This window comes from Methylonatrum kenyense (assembly GCF_023195885.1).
GTDB lineage: Bacteria > Pseudomonadota > Gammaproteobacteria > Nitrococcales > Aquisalimonadaceae > Methylonatrum > Methylonatrum kenyense.
Window position 1 is genome coordinate 202,313 of the sequence record NZ_JALPKO010000005.1, and the last position, 16,907, is coordinate 219,219.

The window sequence follows — 16,907 nt, forward strand, 5'->3', positions numbered from 1 at the left end:
GCTTGCGGGTTTACCGACCATTTCCAGCGAGCGACCGGTGAGCGATTACAAATACACGCTGAATCTTCCGAAGACGGATTTTCCGATGCGCGGCAACCTGGCGAAACGTGAGCCGGCAATGCTGCAGCGATGGAACGAACTGAACGTCTACCAGCAGATTCGGGCGGCCCGCGCCGGGCGGCCACGTTACGTCCTGCATGACGGGCCACCCTACGCCAACGGCGCGATCCACATCGGCCACGCGGTCAACAAGATCCTCAAGGATATCGTGGTCAAGAGCCGTACCCTGGATGGCCTGGATGCCCCCTACGTACCGGGTTGGGACTGCCACGGACTGCCGATCGAACTCAAGGTCGAGCAGGAAAAGGGCAAGGCGGGGGATACGGTGAGTTCCAGGCAGTTTCGCGATGCCTGCCGTGCCTATGCCGCCGAGCAGGTCAACGGCCAGCGCGAGGATTTCCGCCGTCTCGGCGTGTTCGCCGACTGGCAGCGGCCCTATCTAACGATGGATTACCACACCGAGGCCAACATCCTGCGGGCCCTGGCGCGGATCGTTGAGAATGGTCACCTGACCCGTGGCTTCAAGCCGGTACATTGGTGCCCACAATGCGCCTCGGCACTGGCCGAGGCCGAGGTCGAATACCAGGACCACCGCTCTCCGGCGATCGATGTCCGTTTCGCCCTGGCGGATTCCAAGGCCCTGTTCGAACGCTGTGCCATATCGGCCGATCCCGCTCGCGGCCTTGCGGCGTCACTGCCGATCTGGACCACGACACCGTGGACCCTGCCCGCCAACCGGGCGGTGACCGTGCATCCCGAATTCACCTATCGGGTGCTGCTGGTCGAGCGCGCCCGCCGCCGCGAGGTGCTGATTCTGGTCGACGAACTGGCCGAATCGGCAGTGCAGCGCTTTGGCATGACCGTGCTCGAGGAACTGGCGCGGGTACCCGGTTCGGCGCTGGAAGGCTTGCTGTTGCAGCATCCGTTCCTGCAACGCCAGGTGCCGGTGATCCTCGGCGAGCACGTTACCACCGAGGCCGGCACCGGCGCCGTACATACCGCGCCCGGCCATGGCCAGGACGACTATCAGATCGGCCTGGCCTACGACCTCGAGGTGGAGAACCCGGTGGACGACGCCGGCCATTTCCTGCCGGATACACCGTTTGTCGGTGGCCAGTTCATGGCCAAGGCCAACAAGACGCTGGTCGCCCTGCTGGACGACGCCGATGCCTTGCTCTGCCACCAGGATTACGAGCACAGCTACCCGCATTGCTGGCGCCACAAGACGCCCATCATCTTCCGCGCCACGCCGCAATGGTTCATTCATCTGGAGCAGGGTGGACTGCGTGAGCAGGCGCTGCAGGCCATAAAGGGCGTGCAATGGATGCCCGAGTGGGGCCAGGCCCGGATTGAGGGCATGATCCGTAATCGCCCGGACTGGTGTGTTTCGCGGCAGCGCAACTGGGGCGTGCCGATTGCCCTGTTCGTCGACAGGCGCAGCGGCGAGCCGCACCCGGACAGCGTGGCATTGATGCGTCAGGTTGCGGATCGGGTGGAGCAGGGCGGGGTCGACGCCTGGTTCGATCTCGATCCCGCCGAGTTGCTGGGCGAGGATGCCGGGCAGTACGACAAGATCACGGACATCCTTGACGTCTGGTTTGATTCCGGTGTCACCCACACCACGGTGCTGGAGGCCGATCCGGCCCTCGGCGTGCCGGCGGATCTCTACCTGGAAGGCTCGGACCAGCACCGAGGCTGGTTCCAGTCCTCACTTTTGACCAGTGTCGCGATTCGTGGCGAGGCGCCGTACCGGGCGGTACTCACCCACGGTTTCACCGTCGATGCCAAGGGCCGAAAGATGTCCAAGTCGGTGGGCAATGTGGTGGCGCCGCAGCAGGTCATGAACCAGCTCGGTGGCGACATCCTGCGGCTCTGGGTGGCGGCCACCGACTACAGCGGCGAGTTATCGGTATCCGATGACATCCTCAAGCGGACCGCCGATGCCTATCGCCGCATGCGCAATACGGCGCGGTTCCTGCTGGCCAATCTGAACGGTTTCGATCCGGCCAGGGACCAGGTGCAGCCGGCCGACATGCTGCCGTTCGACCGCTGGGCCGTGGATCGCGCCTGGCAGGTGCAGGAAGCGGTGCTCGGCCATTACCAGCGGAACGAGTTCCATCGCATCTACCATCGGCTGCACAACTTCTGCACCGTGGATATGGGTAGCCTGTACCTGGATGTGATCAAGGACCGTCAGTACACGACGCCGGCGGAAAGCCTGGCGCGGCGTTCCTGCCAGACGGCCATGTATCACATCGTCGAGGCCCTGGTGCGGTGGCTGGCGCCGATTCTGAGTTTTACCGCGGACGAGATCTGGCAGCACCTGCCCGGGGAACGCGACCGTACCGTGTTCACCGCGGAGTGGTATCAGGGGCTGTTCGCGCTGGATGCCGAAGACGCCTTCGATCGGGGATTCTGGAATCAGCTGATCGAGGTCCGCGAGACAGTGAGTCGTGAACTGGAAAAGGCCCGCAATGCGGATCGCATCGGTGCTTCGTTGGAAGCAGAAGTGGATCTGTACTGCAGCCCGCAGCTGCTGGCCGACCTGCAGCGCCTGGACGACGAGTTGCGTTTCCTGCTGATCACCTCCGAGGCCCGCTTGCACCCGCTGGCGGAGGGCGATGACCGGTCAGCCCCGGTGCATCTGGAGGCGGGGCAGACCCTGGTGGTTGCCGTGCAGCGCTCGGAGCATCCCAAATGCGAACGGTGCTGGCATCGTCGGCAGGATGTGGGCCAGGCGCCGGAGCATCCGGCGTTGTGCGGACGCTGCGTCGACAACCTTGGTGCCACCGGTGAGCACCGGCGGGTTGCATGATCCGGGGGTTGATGACCGCTTCATGAACGGCGCGCGGGTCACACTGCAGCGGCTCGCCGGCATGCACTGGATCACCATTGCGCTGGCCGTGCTGTTGCTGGACCAGTCCAGCAAACTGCTGGCCGACAGCCTGCTGGATTATCATCAGCCGGTGCCGGTGCTGCCGCTGCTGAACCTCACGCTCAGCTACAACCCCGGTGCCGCGTTCAGCTTCCTCGGTGATGCCTCGGGCTGGCAGCGCTGGCTGTTCAGTGGATTCGCGGCGGTGATCAGTGTGGTGCTGGTGATCTGGCTCAGGCGTCTGCAGGCAAGCGAGTACTGGATGCGCTGGGCACTGGCCCTGCTGCTCGGTGGCGCCCTTGGCAACCTGATCGACCGCCTGGCCTACGGTCATGTCATCGATTTCATTCATGTGTATTACGATCGTTGGCATTTCCCGATCTTCAATATCGCCGATTCCGGCATCACCATTGGCGCCACCATGATCCTGATCCATGCGTTGTTTCTCGAACGCCGTGCCGGGGATCGGGCCGAGTAGCGGAGCACACGGCATGCCGGAGCCCTGCAGGTGAAAGAGCCGGACTGGCCGACAGAGGCATGGCAGCGAGCGGTGGTTGATCGTCATCGCCGGTTTGCCACCGCCTGCCTGGTCGGTGCCGGTCTGATCTACTTCGCGACCCAGTTCGTCGAACAACCCGGTTTCTGGGTATTGTTGCTGCGTTCCGGCGCCGAGGCCGGCCTGATCGGCGGCATCGCAGACTGGTTTGCGGTCACCGCCCTGTTCCGGCGACCGATGGGCTTGCCGATTCCGCATACCGCCATCCTGCCACGCAACAAGGCCCGCCTGGGTGAGGGTCTGGGGCGTTTCGTGGCCCGGAATTTTCTCGCCCCCGAGGTGGTGGAAAGCCGGATGCGCGAGTCCGAGCCGGCTCTGCGGCTGGCCGTCTGGCTGCAGGACGAGGTCAATGCGCGCCTGGTCGCGGACCGCTGCCTGGCATTGGCGCCGGATGTGCTGAAGGCCTTCGATGACGCCGAAGTCCGGGGTTTTTATGCCGAGACCTTCCAGGGGCAAGTCCAACGGCTGGACTTGTTGCCGCTGGTTGAACGGGTGTTACGCATCGTGGTCGACGGCGGCCACCACCAGAAACTGTTCGACCGCAGCGTCCGCATCGCCCAGCAGATGCTGCTGCAGAATCGGGAGACCGTGTACCGGCGGGTGGAGGAGCGTAGTAGCTGGTGGATTCCCAGGCGTTTCGACCGGCGCCTGGCCGAGGCCATCATCCAGGGCGTCGAAGAGTGGCTGGGCGAGATTGCCGCCGACGATCATCCGGCCCGCTGGGAACTGGATCGCGCCGCTGTCGAACTGATCGACCGCCTGCCGGCGTCGCAGCGGCTGCGGGGACGCCTGGATGCCTTACGCGATGAAATGCTGGCCAGTGCGGAGTTGCGGCAGGTGCTGGAATCCGCCTGGCAGGATCTGCGGGGTGGCCTGCTGCAGGAGGTCGAGTCCGAGGACGGTACCCTGCGTCAGGCACTGGCTGCCAGCATGCAGCAATTTGGTGCCACGCTGGAGGCGGATCCGGCCGCACGGCAGCGGCTCGACGAGCGCCTGATCCGCCTGCTGCGGGAGATCGTGTTGCCGTTCCGCGATCGCATCGGCCACTTCATTGCCGCGGTCGTGAGTGACTGGGATGGCGAAACCCTGGCCGACCGGCTGGAGATCGCGGTGGGCCGTGACCTGCAGTTCATCCGCATCAACGGCACCCTGGTCGGAGCCCTGGTCGGTATCGCCCTGTTCCTGCTCACCCAGGCGCTGTTCTAGCGTGATTGGGTGGTGGGACAAGGGAGGTTTTCGGACAAGGAAGGTGTTCGGACGAGACAAAGCCGGGGTGAGCGTTGACCGTGGCAGTCATCGAGAGGCTTGTGCCGCGGCTGGTACGCCTGACAATGCGTGCATTCGCCGCGCTTAACATACCCACGAAACCCCGCGGATGCCCGGCATGGCGTAGGGCGGGTCAAGCGCAGCGGACCCGCGCGGTGTGAGCTGTTGGCGGGACAAGAAAGGTTTTCGGACAAGGAAGGTGTTCGGACGCACCGGGGCAGGGGTGAGCCTGTCGCCACGACTGTGACGGATCACGCGGCGCGCATTCGCCGCGTCTGATTGATTTCCGCGTCTGCGTCAGTCGCAGAGTTGCGCGATCGCGGTGTCGCGATCCCGCTCCATGCCGGATGGTAGCCGGGTCTCCCGATCCAGAATCCAGGCGGCGATATCCGCATGCACGCGCTGCTGCTGCAGATCCCGGGTCAGCATGTGCCAGCCGTCCGGGTAAAGCACGAAACGCCAGTCAACGGAGTCCTGGTCGGGCAGTGCCATGAGCATGCGGCAGGTCGGTCGCGGTGGGATCACCTCGTCATTCTCGCCGTACAGGATCAGGGTCTCGCCCTTGAGGGCGCCGGAGGCGGCAAGTCCCTGGTCCATCAGGTTGCCCAGGCCGTAGATTGCATCGATTCGCGTATCGGTGATCACCAGCGGGTCACGGCTCCATTCGCGCAGCATTTCGGTATTGTCGCTGGGGTCGATCGACAGCCCCTCGGGGCTGACGGTGCGACCCGGGGCAATCCGCACTCCGATGGCCAGGGCCCAGCGCTGGTACCAGGGCATGGTGTCGCGGGCCCAGACCGCGGGCGCGACCAGGATGGTCCCGTCAACATCGGGAACAGGCTCGTTGCTCATGACGGTCATCGCCATGGCGCCGCCCATGCTCTTGCCCAGCAGATACAGCGGGGTATCCGGGTAGGTTTTCCGCAACTCACGCAGCACCTGGCGGACGTCCTCGCGCATGCGTTCCTCGCCATGCCAGCGGCCCCGGCCCTCGGTCTCGCCGAAGCCGCGCTGGTCAATGGCGACAGTCAGGATACGGCGTTCCAGCAGGCTTTTGGCCAATGGGTCGAAGGACATGCCATAGTCATTGAAGCCGTGCAGCGCGAGCAGGATGGCCTGCGGCTCCTGCACGGGCGTCCAACGTCGCACCGGCAACAGGAATCCGTCATCAAGCCGCATCATGTCAGGTTCCAGGCGGACAGGCTCCGAGCCGCGCTCGGGGCCCTCCGGGTAGGCGGGTAGCGTGCAGGCGGTGAGAAACAGGCTCAGCAACAGCCCGGCAAACGCGGGCCGGCCAGCGCCGGCCGGGCGCGCCTTGCTATGCTGGCGGCACTGAAATCGGAATCGCTGTCCCTGCCACATCCGGAAGCCCTCGTTCATGAGCAGCCTGATCAGCCGCATTATCCTCGTTTTCGCCTTGCTGTCGGCACTTGTCGGCCTGTTGATGTTGCTCCTGCCCGGTCCAGCCTACCAGCGCGAGTTGCTGGAGTTGCGGCCTGCCCTGGATCTGTTTCGCGCCGCCTTGTGGCCCGGCCTGGGGGCAGGCGCGCTCGGCCTGCTGGCCGCATTGACCGGGGCCGGCGGAGTCCGCGGTGGTCCGGCACTGTGCCTGATCAGCGTGCTGACCGCCGTCATCGTGGTGATTCCGCCGTTGCAGTTCCGTCACGCCGCGGCAAGCGTGCCGCCGATCCACGATATCAGCACCGACCTGGCAGAGCCGCCGGAGTTCGTCGCCCTGCGCGCAGCGCGCGAGGATGCACCGAATGCCGTGGAGCATCCGGGACAGGAGGTGGCAACGCAGCAGCGGGACGCCTACCCCGAGATCCGGCCGCGGCGCTACGCAAGAACCACCGATGCGGTGTTCGCGGCCGCGGCGGAACAGGTCCGCGAGCAGGGCTGGCTACTGGTTGAGGAGGACCCGGCCGCGGGCAGAATCGAGGCGGTGGCGACGACCACCTGGTTCGGTTTTCGCGACGATGTCATTATCCGCGTCCAGGCGGATGCCGATGGCAGCCGCCTGGACATGCGCTCGGCGTCGCGTGTCGGGCGCAGTGATCTTGGCACCAACGCCCAGCGCATCGACCGCTTCCTGCGGGCGCTGGACCAGCGCCTGCAATGATTTTTTCCTCAGTGCGGCGGGCGCGTTACACTGTGCGCCAGTTCCACGCCCCGTATCCGGATGACCCGACATGACCGAAATCCTGCTCGCCAATCCCCGCGGCTTCTGCGCCGGCGTTGATCGCGCCATTAGCATCGTCGAGCGTGCCCTGGAGCTGTTCGGCAAGCCGATCTACGTGCGCCACGAGGTAGTGCACAATCGTCATGTGGTGGACGGGCTGCGTGACAAGGGCGCGGTGTTCGTCGAGGAGCTGGATGGTGTGCCGGACGGCGAAACCGTCATCTTCAGTGCCCACGGCGTGTCCAAGGCCGTGCGGGCCGAGGCCGGGCGTCGCGGCCTGCGCGTGTTCGATGCCACCTGCCCGCTGGTGACCAAGGTGCATCTGGAAGTCGAGAAGTACGCCCGCGAGGGCCGGGAGGTCGTGCTGATCGGCCATTACGGCCACCCGGAGGTGGACGGCACCATCGGCCAGTACGAGGTCCGGGCCGGGCAGAGCGGTGGCATCTACCTGGTGGAAACGCCCGATGACGTGGCCGAGATCCCGGTCATGCGGCCCGACTTTCTGGCCTATGTCAGCCAGACCACACTGTCGATGGACGACACCGCCGGCATCATCGACACCCTGCGTGCGCGTTTTCCCGCCATTGTCGGACCGCGCAAGGACGACATCTGCTACGCCACGCAGAATCGGCAGGATGCGGTCAAGGAGCTGGCTGCCGAGGTCGACATGATGATCGTCGTCGGTGCCCGCAACAGCTCCAACTCGTCACGCCTGCGGGAACTGGCCGAACGCATGGGTGTGATCGCCCACCAGATCGACGACGCCTCGGATCTGCGGCGCGACTGGCTGACCGGGATCGACCGGGTGGGTGTCACCGCCGGCGCCTCGGCGCCGGAGGCGCTGGTCCGCGAGGTCCTGGACCAGCTCGTTGCCTGGGGCTGCACGCCGCCGGCGGAACGACCCGGCCGGGTCGAAAACATCACCTTTTCCTTGCCGCGCGAACTGGCTGCTGCGCGCCAGGCGTACGAATAGAACGGCGCGCCCCTGGGATATGGGCGATGTCATTCCGCTGCAGCGACGCCAGCGCCGTCGCAAGCAGGGCGAGGGGCACACCCTCTGCGCTCATGGCCGGCACCGCTGGCGCCTGGTGAAGGACAGCAGCTTCGATGTGAGTAAAGGGCGCCTGGTGGCGGTCTACCGATGCAGTCGTTGTGGCGAAAGGCGTCATGCATACCAATGATTCGAATTGCCGGTCTCTGCAAGTCCTATCGGGAAGGGGCCGGTGAGCGCCGTGTCTTCCACGACTTCAATGCCCGGGTCGGCGCCGGCGAGCGGCTGGCCCTGGTCGGTCGCAGCGGTTGCGGCAAGTCGACGCTGCTGAATCTGATCAGCGGCATGGACCGGCCGGATGCCGGCACCATCCATGTCAACGACACCGAGATCAGCGCCCTGGACGAGCGAGGGGCGACGCTTTTCCGCCGGCGGCATGTTGGCTTCGTGTTCCAGTTCTTCAATCTCATTCCCACGCTCACGGTCACGGAGAACCTGCTGCTGCCGCTGGAGCTCAATGGTCAGGATCTGCGGCGCGGCCGGCAGGATGCGGCAGCGCTGCTCGAAGCGGTGGGCCTGGCCGACCGCGGGCAGAGCTATCCGGACCGCCTCTCCGGCGGCGAGCAACAGCGCATCGCCATTGCCCGGGCATTGATTCATCGGCCCCGGCTGCTGCTGGCCGACGAACCCACGGGGACGCTTGACGCCCGCAACGGTGATCAGGTGCTCGCCCTGCTGGAGGCGGTCAGTCGGGAACGTCAACTGACCACGGTGCTGGTCACCCACAGCCCTGAAGTGGCGGCACGCATGGACCGCACGCTGGACCTGTCCCGCTCCCCCGGCGCGGAACGCACGGCGGCGCCATGAGCCGTTTGCTGGTCAGGGCCGGATGGCGCTATTTCCGCGCCAGACCCTGGCAACTCGGACTGTCCCTGCTGGGTGTGGCCCTGGGCGTCGCCGTCGTGATCGCCGTCGAACTGGCCAACCAGAGCGCTGCCCGTGCCTTCACGCTCAGCAGCCAGGCCCTGACCGGGGAGGCCACGCACCAGGTTCACGCCGGGCCATCGGGCCTGTCCGTGGACTGGTATGTAGAACTGCGCCGTGAACACGGGCTGCGCGATCTGGCACCGGTGGTCGAGGGCACCGTCGAATCGCCGCTCGCTCCGGGCCGCAGTCTGCGCCTGCTGGGTGTCGACCCGCTGGCCGAAGGCGGCATGCGCCCCGCGCTGGATGCGCTGCGCGGCGGTGACGGGCTGGGCGGCCTGCTGGCGGATCCGTCGGCAATCTGGTTGTTGGCAGAGGATCTTGACCGGCTTGGTCTGGGTGTCGGCGACAGCCTGCCCATCGAGGTCCATGGCGAGGAACGGCAACTGTCCATCGCAGGCGCGCTGACGCCGTACCGTGCGCTGGATCGGGAGGGACTGCGCGATGTCCTGATCATGGACATCGCCGCAGCCCAGGAACTGCTGGGTCGCGGCGACCGGCTGGACAGGGTCGATCTGCGTGTCGATGATGCCGGGGCGCTGTCCGGTATCCAGTCGCTGCTGCCGGCGGACGCCCAGTTGCTGCCCGCCGACCAGCGCCAGGCAACGCTGCAGGATATGACCAGCGCGTTCCGGATCAATCTCACGGCATTCAGCCTGCTGGCACTGCTGGTCGGGGCCTTCCTGATCTACAACACCATGAGTTTCTCGGTGGTGCAGCGGCGAACCCTGCTGGGCCAGCTGCGGGCCATCGGCAGCACCCGGCGGGACATCCTGCGACTGGTGCTCACCGAAGCCGCGTTGATCGGTTTCGCCGGCACGGTGATCGGCCTGCTGCTTGGCATCGCGCTGGCGCAGGTGATGCTGGATCTGGTCTCGCGCACCATCAACGATCTGTATTTCGTGCTCAGCGTGCGCTCCGTCTCGGTTTCGCCGGTGATGCTGGGCACGGCCCTGTTGCTGGGGCCTGTGGTCAGTATGCTGGCGGCGGCCGTGCCGGCGGTCGAAGCCACGCGCATCCCGCCGCGTGCCGTGCTAAGCGCCTCCGAGGCAGAGGGGGTGACCCGGGCACGAATGCCGCGGCAGCAGGCCGCCGGCCTGTGCCTGCTGGCTGCGAGTGGTCTGGTGCTGTTGCTGCCGACCTCCGGACTGATGCCGGCGTTTCTGGCCCTGTTCCTGCTCATTCTGGGCGCCGCATTGCTGGTGCCGACCCTGATCGCCCTGCTGATGCGGCCGCTGGCGATAGTCTGCGGTGTCGTGTTCGGGCTACCCGGACGGATGGCGGCGCGCGGCGTGCGTGCCGGGCTGTCACGCACGGGTATTGCGGCCGCCGCCCTCACCGTCGCGGTTTCGGCCATCATCGGCGTGGGCGCCATGGTCGACAGTTTCCGGAGCACCTTCGGCGACTGGCTGGAGCGGACGCTACAATCGGATCTCTATGTGTCGGTGCCCGGGGATCGCCACCTGGAGCCCGAGCTGGCGGCCGAGCTTCGGCAACTGGATGAGGTGGCGCAAAGTACCTCGGCGCTGGAAACGCGGGTCGCCGATGGCGATCAGCGGTACCAGCTCCGGGTGTTCGATCTCGAGGCGTCGGTCGAGCGCGCGTTCGGCGTGTTGCAGCAAGGCAGTGATGAGCTGGATGGCTGGGCGTCCGGCGACGGTGTGCTGGTCACCGAGCCGTTTGCCAATCGCCATGGCCTGTCGCCGGACCAGCGCCTCAAACTAAAAACGCCCGAGGGTGAACGGGCCTTTCCGGTGCTGGCCGTGGTTCAGGACTACGGCAGCAGCGAAGGCGCGGTGATCATGGCCCGCTCGCTATACGAGCGCTTGTGGGACGATGGCCGGATCGGCAGTGTCGGCCTGCGGCGTGCCGAGGGCGTGTCGGCGAAGAGCCTGGAGGCGGCCGTGCGTGCCACCGTTGGCGATCGGCAGGCCGTGCGCCTCCGATCGGGGGAAACACTGCGCGAACTCTCGCTGCAGGTCTTCGACCGGACCTTCACCATTACCCATGTGCTGCGCCTGCTCGCCACTCTGGTTGCCGTGGTCGGCATCCTCAGCGCATTGACGGCGCTGGCTCTGGAGCGGGCGCGGGAGCACGCCGTGTTGCGCGCCGTGGGGCTGACCCCAGCACAGCTCTGGCGGCTGGTGACCTTGCAGAACGGATTGATCGGCCTGACCGCCGGCCTGCTGGCCTTGCCCCTGGGGGTGGCGATGTCGGCGATCCTGACCCAGGTGATCAATCAACGTGCTTTCGGTTGGTCGCTGTCGCTGCATGTGGCACCCGGCTTGTTGCTTGAGGCCGTGCTGCTTGCTCTCGCAGCCGGCCTGCTGGCCGGCCTGTACCCGGCATGGCGTGCCTCCCGACAGTCACCGGCAGTGGCATTGCGCGAGGAGGCGTTATGACGAGGCACGGCCGCCTGCTCGGCCTGTTGCTGCTGACCGTGTTGACCATGATCGCCTGCGATCAGCCGGTGCAGCAGGCGGAGACCACGGGCGAGAGTCCACTGGGTCTGCTGTCCGGCGAGGAGGACCTGGATGGCTACGCCCGGGTTACCGGGCCGCGGGATGTGGATTTCCCGGCCGACCATGGTGCGCACCCGGCGTATCGGCATGAATGGTGGTACGTCACCGGCAATCTGCATGCCGAGGATGGCCGTCGGTTCGGGTATCAACTCACCTTCTTCCGTTTCAACCTGGCGCCCGGAATGGAGCAGCGGCCTGCGGCCCTGGCGACCAACCAGGTGTGGATGGCGCACCTGGCGCTGACCGATGCCGACGGCGCGCGGTTTCTGCATGAGGAACGGCTGGCGCGTGGTGCGGCGGGCCTTGCCGGGGCCCAGGTCGAGCCGTTTCGGGTCTGGCTGGAGGACTGGCGCCTGCAGGGGGGCAGCGGTGAGGACCCGACACCCTTCCAGTTGCGGGCGGCGACTGACGATTTCGGTCTGTCCCTGGCCCTGGGGGCGGAAAAGCCGCTGGTGTTGCAGGGCGATCGTGGTTACAGCCAGAAAGGCGACGATCCCGGCAACGCCTCGTTCTACTACTCATGGACGCGGCTTGCGACGCGTGGCGAGATCCGGTTGGATGGCGAGGCCCTGGCGGTGACCGGTGATAGCTGGATGGATCGTGAGTGGGGCACCAGCACGCTGACCGAGGAGCAGCAGGGCTGGGACTGGTTCTCGATCCAGCTGGATGATGGCCGGGACATCATGTTCTATCACCTGCGCCTGGCTGATGGCGGCATCGAGCCCCGTTCCAAGGGCCTGTTGGTGGAAGCCGACGGCAGTTACCGGCTGCTGGATCTCGATGCCGTCGAATTGCAGGCCCTCCGCCACTGGGACAGCCCGGAAGGCAACGCGCGTTATCCGGTGGCCTGGCGCATGCGCATCCCCGGCGAGCAACTGGAGTTGCAGTTGGAAGCCTTGCTTGATGACCAGGAGTTGCGCAACGGTTTTCGCTACTGGGAAGGCGCCATCGACGTTCGCGGGGAGGTGGCGGGCCAGGCGGTCCAGGGGCACGGCTATGCGGAGCTGACCGGTTACGTGACTTCCGACTGACACGCGGGAGTGTCAGACTCCGTACTGGCCTAGCAGACAGGACGTGTGTCGGACCAGTGGATCAGGTCAGGGAGTTTCTCGGCATACTGCAGCACGCCTTTCGCAATCTGCTGCCGATCATCATTGTTGTTGCCGTGTTCCAGTTCGGCGTCATGCAGCAGGTGCCGGACAACCTCTGGGGCATGGTGTTCGGGTTGCTGATCGTGGTCCTGGGTGTCGCCCTGTTCCTGCAGGGCCTGGAACTCGGCGTCTTCCCGATCGGCAAGAACCTGTCCAACCAGTTCGCCCGGCGCGGGTCCCTGCCGCTGCTGATGCTGTTCGGCTTCTGTCTCGGTTTCTCGGCGGTGATCGCGGAGCCGGCCCTGATCGCCGTTGCCGAACAGGCAGAGATCATCAGCGAGGGCCGCATCGATGCGCTGACCCTGCGGCTGCTGGTGGCCTTCTCGGTCGGTGCCGTGGTTGCCCTCGGCGTGCTGCGGGCCCTGCTCGGGCACGGCCTGACCTGGTACGTGATCGGCGGCTACCTGATGGTGGTGGTGGTGACCTTTTTCGCGCCGGAGGAAATCGTTGGTCTGGCCTACGACTCCGGCGGTGTCACCACCAATATCGTGACCGTGCCGTTGATTGCGGCACTGGGCATCGGGCTTGCGGCCAGTCTGCGCAATCGCAATCCGCTGATGCACGGCTTCGGTCTGGTGGCGCTGGCGGTGATGGTGCCGATGATCTCGGTCCAGCTCTACGGCATCGTGGTCTACAACTTCGGCGAGGCCGGCGATGTCGGTAACGGCCTGGCCATGGAGGCAGGTGCCGAAGCGCCAGTCGAACCCACCGGCGGCAGCCTGCTGCTGGGCATGGTTACCGATCTGCTGGAGATGGTCCGCGACGTGTTGCCGATCATCGCCGTGATCCTGTTCTTCCAGTTCGTGGTGTTGCGCAAGCCACTGGCTCACCCACACCGGGTGGCAGTGGGTTTCGTGCTGGTCATTGTCGGTCTGTACGCCTTTGTCGTCGGTCTCAAGCTCGGCCTGTTCCCGATCGGCGAGAGCATGGCCGAGCAGCTCATCAATCTTGATGGCTTCCTGTTTCTGTATCTGTTCGCGTTTTCCATCGGTTTCGCGACGACGATGGCGGAACCGGCCCTGATCGCCATCGGCCAGCAGGCGGAGGAGGCGGCCCGCGGTCGGCTGAAAGGCAACGTCATCCGTATTCTGGTCGCCGTCGGCGTGGCCATCGGCATCACCATCGGCGTGCACCGGATCATCACTGGAGACTCGATCCATCTGTATATCATGTGCGGCTATGCCCTGGTTATCCTGCTGACCTTTCTGGCGCCGAAGCACATCGTCGCCCTGGCCTTCGACCTGGGTGGGGTGACCACGTCGGAGGTCACCGTGCCGCTTGTCACGGCCCTGGGGATCGGGCTTGCGACCAACCTGGATGACCGCAATGTACTGATCGATGGATTCGGCCTGATTGCCTTCGCATCCATTTTCCCGATCGTGACAGTCATGCTCTATGCTATCGCCGTCGAACGCTTCGGCGGCCGAACAAGGAGTTCGCCATGAAGTTTTCCGCACTGGTGGCGGTGCTGCCCGAGGACCTTGAGGAACGCGCCATCGATGCCGCCCGCGAGGCCGGTGCCGGAGGCGTGACCCTGCTCGACGGGCGCGGTATCGGCACCGAGCCGAAAAAGAGCTTTTTCGGCCTGACGTTCGAGGGCAGCCAGTCGGTGCTGCTGTTCGTGCTGGAGAAGAAGCTTGCAGTCACCGTTCTCAAGCGGCTCAACCGCGACCTGGAGTTGAGCGTCGACAGCAAGGGCGTGGTGTTCACCCTGCCGCTGGAGCATATCGCCGGTATCGATACCCGTCAGATCGAGCAGTTTGAATCCCGCCTCAAGGATAAAATTTAGGGAGCCGTTCCATGCTTGTGAAAGATGTCATGGAGAAGAACGTGGTCACGATCTCGCCGCTGGCCACGCTGCGCGAGGCCATGCAGCGGATGCGCGACAATGGCATGAAATCCCTGGTGGTGGACAAACAGGGCCCGCATGACGCCTACGGCCTGATCACCTACACCACGGTCTTGCGTACCATTGTCGCCGAGGACGGCGATATTGATCTGATCAATGTCTACGACGTCGCGGCTAAGCCCGTCATCACCGTGCCCTCGGAAATGGATGTTCGCCACGTGGCCCGCCTGATGGTGGACCAGGACTTCCGTCGCCTGATCGTCCTGGACGGCAACGAACTGCAGGGCATTATCAGCATGGACGACATCGTCACGCCGATTCTGGAGATGGTGGAGTAACGCGGCCTTCGGCCGCGTTGTTTAACGGTTTAAAGTGTTACGTTTTACGTAAAACATCAAACGTTAAACCTAAAACCGTCCCCGAAAGCCATCTCCCATTGACGCCCCACCAGCCTCAGCAGTAACCTGCCACTCAATATATACGGACATCCATATATCCATGAAACCAGAGATTCTTTTCCGCGCCCTGTCCGACGCCACGCGACTGCGTTGTCTGCTGCTGATGCTGAGCGAGGAATCGCTGTGCGTTTGCGAGTTCGTCCACGCGCTGGATCTGTCGCAGCCCCGGGTGTCCCGGCATTTGGGGCATCTGCGGGATCTCGGGATCGTGCAGGATGAGCGGCGGGGGCAGTGGGTCCATTACCGCCTGCACCCGGATCTACCGGGCTGGGCGCATGAGGTGCTGCAGGCGGTATTCCAGGCCAGGGACGTGGCGGACCTGCGGCAGCGGCTTGCCGCGATGCCGAATCGTCCGTCCGTCAGCTGCGACTGATTTCCGGAGCTTCCATGACACAACGCGTGCTGTTTCTGTGCACCGGTAATTCCTGCCGCTCCCAGATGGCGGAAGGTTACCTGCGTGCCTTCGGACAGGGCCGCGTGAAGGCCCTGTCCGCGGGGATCGAAGCCCATGGCAAGAACCCGCGCGCGATCGCGGTCATGGCGGAGGATGGGGTCGACATCTCGGATCAGGAATCCAATCGGCTAAGTGATGCGATGCTCGACGGCGTCGATCTGGTGGTCACGGTCTGCGGCCATGCCGACGAGCATTGTCCGGTTTTGCCGCCATCGATTCGGCGCCTGCACTGGCCTTTAAATGACCCGGCGAAGGCCGAGGGCAGCGAAGAGCAGATCCTGGCCCAGTTCCGGGCAGTTCGTGATGAGGTCCGTGATCGCGTCCGGCACCTGTTGGGCGAGGAACTCGGCGGCATGCAGTCATGAGTCGTAATGCCGCAGTCAGCAACCCGTCCGCCGATCCGGATATCCGGGAGGGAATGGGGCTTTTTGAGCGCTATTTGTCGGTTTGGGTGGCGCTTGCGATCGTCCTCGGCCTGATCGTCGGTCAGTTACTGCCGGTGGTGCCCGAGACCCTGGCCCGCTTCGAATACGCCCAGGTATCGATTCCGGTGGCGGTCCTGATCTGGGCCATGATCTTCCCGATGATGGTGCAGATCGACTTCAGCGCCATCCTGGGCGTGCGTCGGCAGCCGAAGGGGCTGGTGATCACCACCACGGTCAACTGGCTGATCAAGCCATTCACCATGTTCGCCATCGCCTGGTTCTTCCTGCTGGTGCTATTCGCGCCGCTGATTCCGGAGGGGCTGGCCCGTGAATACCTGGCCGGCGCGATCCTGCTGGGCGCCGCACCCTGTACGGCGATGGTCTTCGTCTGGAGTTACCTGACGCGTGGCGATGCGGCCTACACCCTGGTGCAGGTCTCGCTGAACGACGTCATCATGCTGTTCGCCTTCGCGCCCATCGTGATGCTGCTGCTGGGGCTGTCGGACATCATCGTGCCCTGGGATACCGTGGCGCTATCGGTGTTCCTCTATATCGTGATTCCACTCGCGGCCGGCTATGGCACACGGGTGTACCTGATGCGTCGGCGCGGCATCGAATGGTTCGACAAGGTCTTCATGAAGCGGCTCGCGCCGGTGACCCCAATCGGCCTGGTCTTGACGCTGGTTCTGCTGTTTGCCTTCCAGGGCGAGGTCATCCTGAACAATCCGCTGCATATCGTGCTGATCGCGATTCCGCTGATCATCCAGACCGTACTGATCTTTTTCATCGCCTACGGCTGGGCAAAGGCCTGGCGGGTGCCGCACAACGTGGCGGCACCGGGTGCGATGATCGGTGCCAGCAATTTCTTCGAGCTGGCGGTGGCCGCGGCCATCGTCCTGTTTGGGCTGCAATCCGGTGCCGCGCTGGCAACCGTGGTCGGCGTGCTGGTGGAGGTGCCCCTGATGCTGGCGCTGGTGCGTTACGCCAACCGCACACGCCATCAGTTCCCCGACGTGGCAGCGCAGCCGGCGGCAATCACACCTGGGACTGGTTAAGGAAACACTGATTTGTTCGCATGCCTGCGTTGGAGTCCGCATTCTTTCCAAGGCAAGGCGCGCCGCGCAGCGCCGCAGGATT

Annotated in this window: 15 protein-coding genes; 14 read left to right on the plus strand and 1 reads right to left on the minus strand. The window is 65.0% G+C overall.

The annotated features are described in order from the left end of the window. The first annotated feature begins 37 nt into the window (after positions 1-37). The 3 genes from ileS to M0534_RS08270 all read left to right on the plus strand — a co-directional run bounded on the left by ileS (position 38) and on the right by M0534_RS08270 (position 4,697). On the plus strand, positions 38-2,875 hold the full coding sequence (gene ileS / locus M0534_RS08260; RefSeq protein WP_248567947.1) for an isoleucine--tRNA ligase: 2,838 nt from the start codon (positions 38-40) through the stop codon (positions 2,873-2,875). A 61-nt stretch (positions 2,876-2,936) separates the two neighbouring features. Next, the gene (gene lspA / locus M0534_RS08265; protein ID WP_248567970.1) at positions 2,937-3,413 is read left to right on the plus strand and encodes a signal peptidase II; all 477 of its coding nucleotides are present in this window, start codon (positions 2,937-2,939) and stop codon (positions 3,411-3,413) included. Between the two features lie 30 nt (positions 3,414-3,443). Next, positions 3,444-4,697, plus strand: a complete 1,254-nt coding sequence (locus M0534_RS08270; protein WP_248567948.1) for a DUF445 domain-containing protein — start codon at positions 3,444-3,446, stop codon at positions 4,695-4,697. A gap of 357 nt (positions 4,698-5,054) precedes the next feature. On the opposite strand, the gene M0534_RS08275 is transcribed toward M0534_RS08270, so the two are convergent. Beyond that, positions 5,055-6,158, minus strand: coding sequence for an alpha/beta hydrolase (locus M0534_RS08275; RefSeq protein WP_248567949.1), 1,104 nt, complete (start codon positions 6,156-6,158; stop codon positions 5,055-5,057). On the opposite strand from M0534_RS08275, the gene M0534_RS08280 reads away from it, so the two are divergent. The 11 genes from M0534_RS08280 (at position 6,136) to arsB (ending at position 16,825) form a co-directional block, all read left to right on the plus strand. Continuing rightward, positions 6,136-6,876, plus strand: a complete 741-nt coding sequence (locus M0534_RS08280) for a DUF1499 domain-containing protein (protein ID WP_248567950.1) — start codon at positions 6,136-6,138, stop codon at positions 6,874-6,876. The genes M0534_RS08275 and M0534_RS08280 overlap by 23 nt on opposite strands. A 70-nt stretch (positions 6,877-6,946) precedes the next feature. Further along, positions 6,947-7,909 carry a 4-hydroxy-3-methylbut-2-enyl diphosphate reductase gene (gene ispH, locus M0534_RS08285; RefSeq protein ID WP_248567951.1) on the plus strand — a complete coding sequence of 321 codons (963 nt, stop codon included), beginning with the start codon at positions 6,947-6,949 and terminating at the stop codon, positions 7,907-7,909. Between the two features lie 204 nt (positions 7,910-8,113). Continuing rightward, positions 8,114-8,794 (plus strand): ABC transporter ATP-binding protein, encoded by a 681-nt coding sequence (locus M0534_RS08290; RefSeq protein ID WP_248567952.1) that lies wholly within the window; start codon positions 8,114-8,116, stop codon positions 8,792-8,794. Continuing rightward, positions 8,791-11,313, plus strand: a complete 2,523-nt coding sequence (locus M0534_RS08295) for an FtsX-like permease family protein (RefSeq protein ID WP_248567953.1) — start codon at positions 8,791-8,793, stop codon at positions 11,311-11,313. Before M0534_RS08290 ends, M0534_RS08295 begins: the two co-directional genes overlap by 4 nt. Then, entirely contained in the window at positions 11,310-12,464 is a 1,155-nt protein-coding gene (locus M0534_RS08300; RefSeq protein WP_248567954.1) for a lipocalin-like domain-containing protein, read from the plus strand. The genes M0534_RS08295 and M0534_RS08300 overlap by 4 nt, the downstream gene beginning before the upstream one ends. Positions 12,465-12,520: 56 nt before the next feature. Continuing rightward, a complete protein-coding gene (locus M0534_RS08305) occupies positions 12,521-14,029 on the plus strand; it encodes a DUF1538 family protein (protein WP_248567955.1) in 1,509 nt (502 codons plus the stop codon). Next, complete coding sequence (locus M0534_RS08310; RefSeq protein WP_248567956.1) at positions 14,026-14,373, plus strand: transcriptional regulator; 348 nt, start codon at positions 14,026-14,028, stop codon at positions 14,371-14,373. The genes M0534_RS08305 and M0534_RS08310 overlap by 4 nt, the downstream gene beginning before the upstream one ends. Before the next feature lie 11 nt (positions 14,374-14,384). Next, a complete protein-coding gene (locus M0534_RS08315) occupies positions 14,385-14,771 on the plus strand; it encodes a CBS domain-containing protein (RefSeq protein ID WP_248567957.1) in 387 nt (128 codons plus the stop codon). Between the two features lie 160 nt (positions 14,772-14,931). After that, positions 14,932-15,264, plus strand: coding sequence for a metalloregulator ArsR/SmtB family transcription factor (locus M0534_RS08320; RefSeq protein WP_248567958.1), 333 nt, complete (start codon positions 14,932-14,934; stop codon positions 15,262-15,264). A gap of 14 nt (positions 15,265-15,278) precedes the next feature. Beyond that, positions 15,279-15,710, plus strand: a complete 432-nt coding sequence (gene arsC, locus M0534_RS08325) for an arsenate reductase (thioredoxin) (RefSeq protein ID WP_248567959.1) — start codon at positions 15,279-15,281, stop codon at positions 15,708-15,710. Beyond that, positions 15,707-16,825, plus strand: coding sequence for an ACR3 family arsenite efflux transporter (arsB, locus tag M0534_RS08330; protein ID WP_248567960.1), 1,119 nt, complete (start codon positions 15,707-15,709; stop codon positions 16,823-16,825). Before arsC ends, arsB begins: the two co-directional genes overlap by 4 nt. The last annotated feature ends 82 nt before the right edge of the window (positions 16,826-16,907 follow it).

Excerpts from the sequence above, each read along its gene's own strand:
- lspA (WP_248567970.1), top strand. The coding sequence starts at position 2,937 with ATGCACTGGATCACCATTGCGCTGGCCGTGCTGTTGCTGGACCAGTCC.
- M0534_RS08280 (WP_248567950.1), top strand. The coding sequence starts at position 6,136 with ATGAGCAGCCTGATCAGCCGCATTATCCTCGTTTTCGCCTTGCTGTCG.
- M0534_RS08275 (WP_248567949.1), bottom strand. The coding sequence starts at position 6,158 with ATGCGGCTGATCAGGCTGCTCATGAACGAGGGCTTCCGGATGTGGCAG.
- ispH (WP_248567951.1), top strand. The coding sequence starts at position 6,947 with ATGACCGAAATCCTGCTCGCCAATCCCCGCGGCTTCTGCGCCGGCGTT.
- M0534_RS08290 (WP_248567952.1), top strand. The coding sequence starts at position 8,114 with ATGATTCGAATTGCCGGTCTCTGCAAGTCCTATCGGGAAGGGGCCGGT.
- M0534_RS08295 (WP_248567953.1), top strand. The coding sequence starts at position 8,791 with ATGAGCCGTTTGCTGGTCAGGGCCGGATGGCGCTATTTCCGCGCCAGA.
- M0534_RS08300 (WP_248567954.1), top strand. The coding sequence starts at position 11,310 with ATGACGAGGCACGGCCGCCTGCTCGGCCTGTTGCTGCTGACCGTGTTG.
- M0534_RS08310 (WP_248567956.1), top strand. The coding sequence starts at position 14,026 with ATGAAGTTTTCCGCACTGGTGGCGGTGCTGCCCGAGGACCTTGAGGAA.
- M0534_RS08315 (WP_248567957.1), top strand. The coding sequence starts at position 14,385 with ATGCTTGTGAAAGATGTCATGGAGAAGAACGTGGTCACGATCTCGCCG.
- M0534_RS08320 (WP_248567958.1), top strand. The coding sequence starts at position 14,932 with ATGAAACCAGAGATTCTTTTCCGCGCCCTGTCCGACGCCACGCGACTG.
- arsC (WP_248567959.1), top strand. The coding sequence starts at position 15,279 with ATGACACAACGCGTGCTGTTTCTGTGCACCGGTAATTCCTGCCGCTCC.
- arsB (WP_248567960.1), top strand. The coding sequence starts at position 15,707 with ATGAGTCGTAATGCCGCAGTCAGCAACCCGTCCGCCGATCCGGATATC.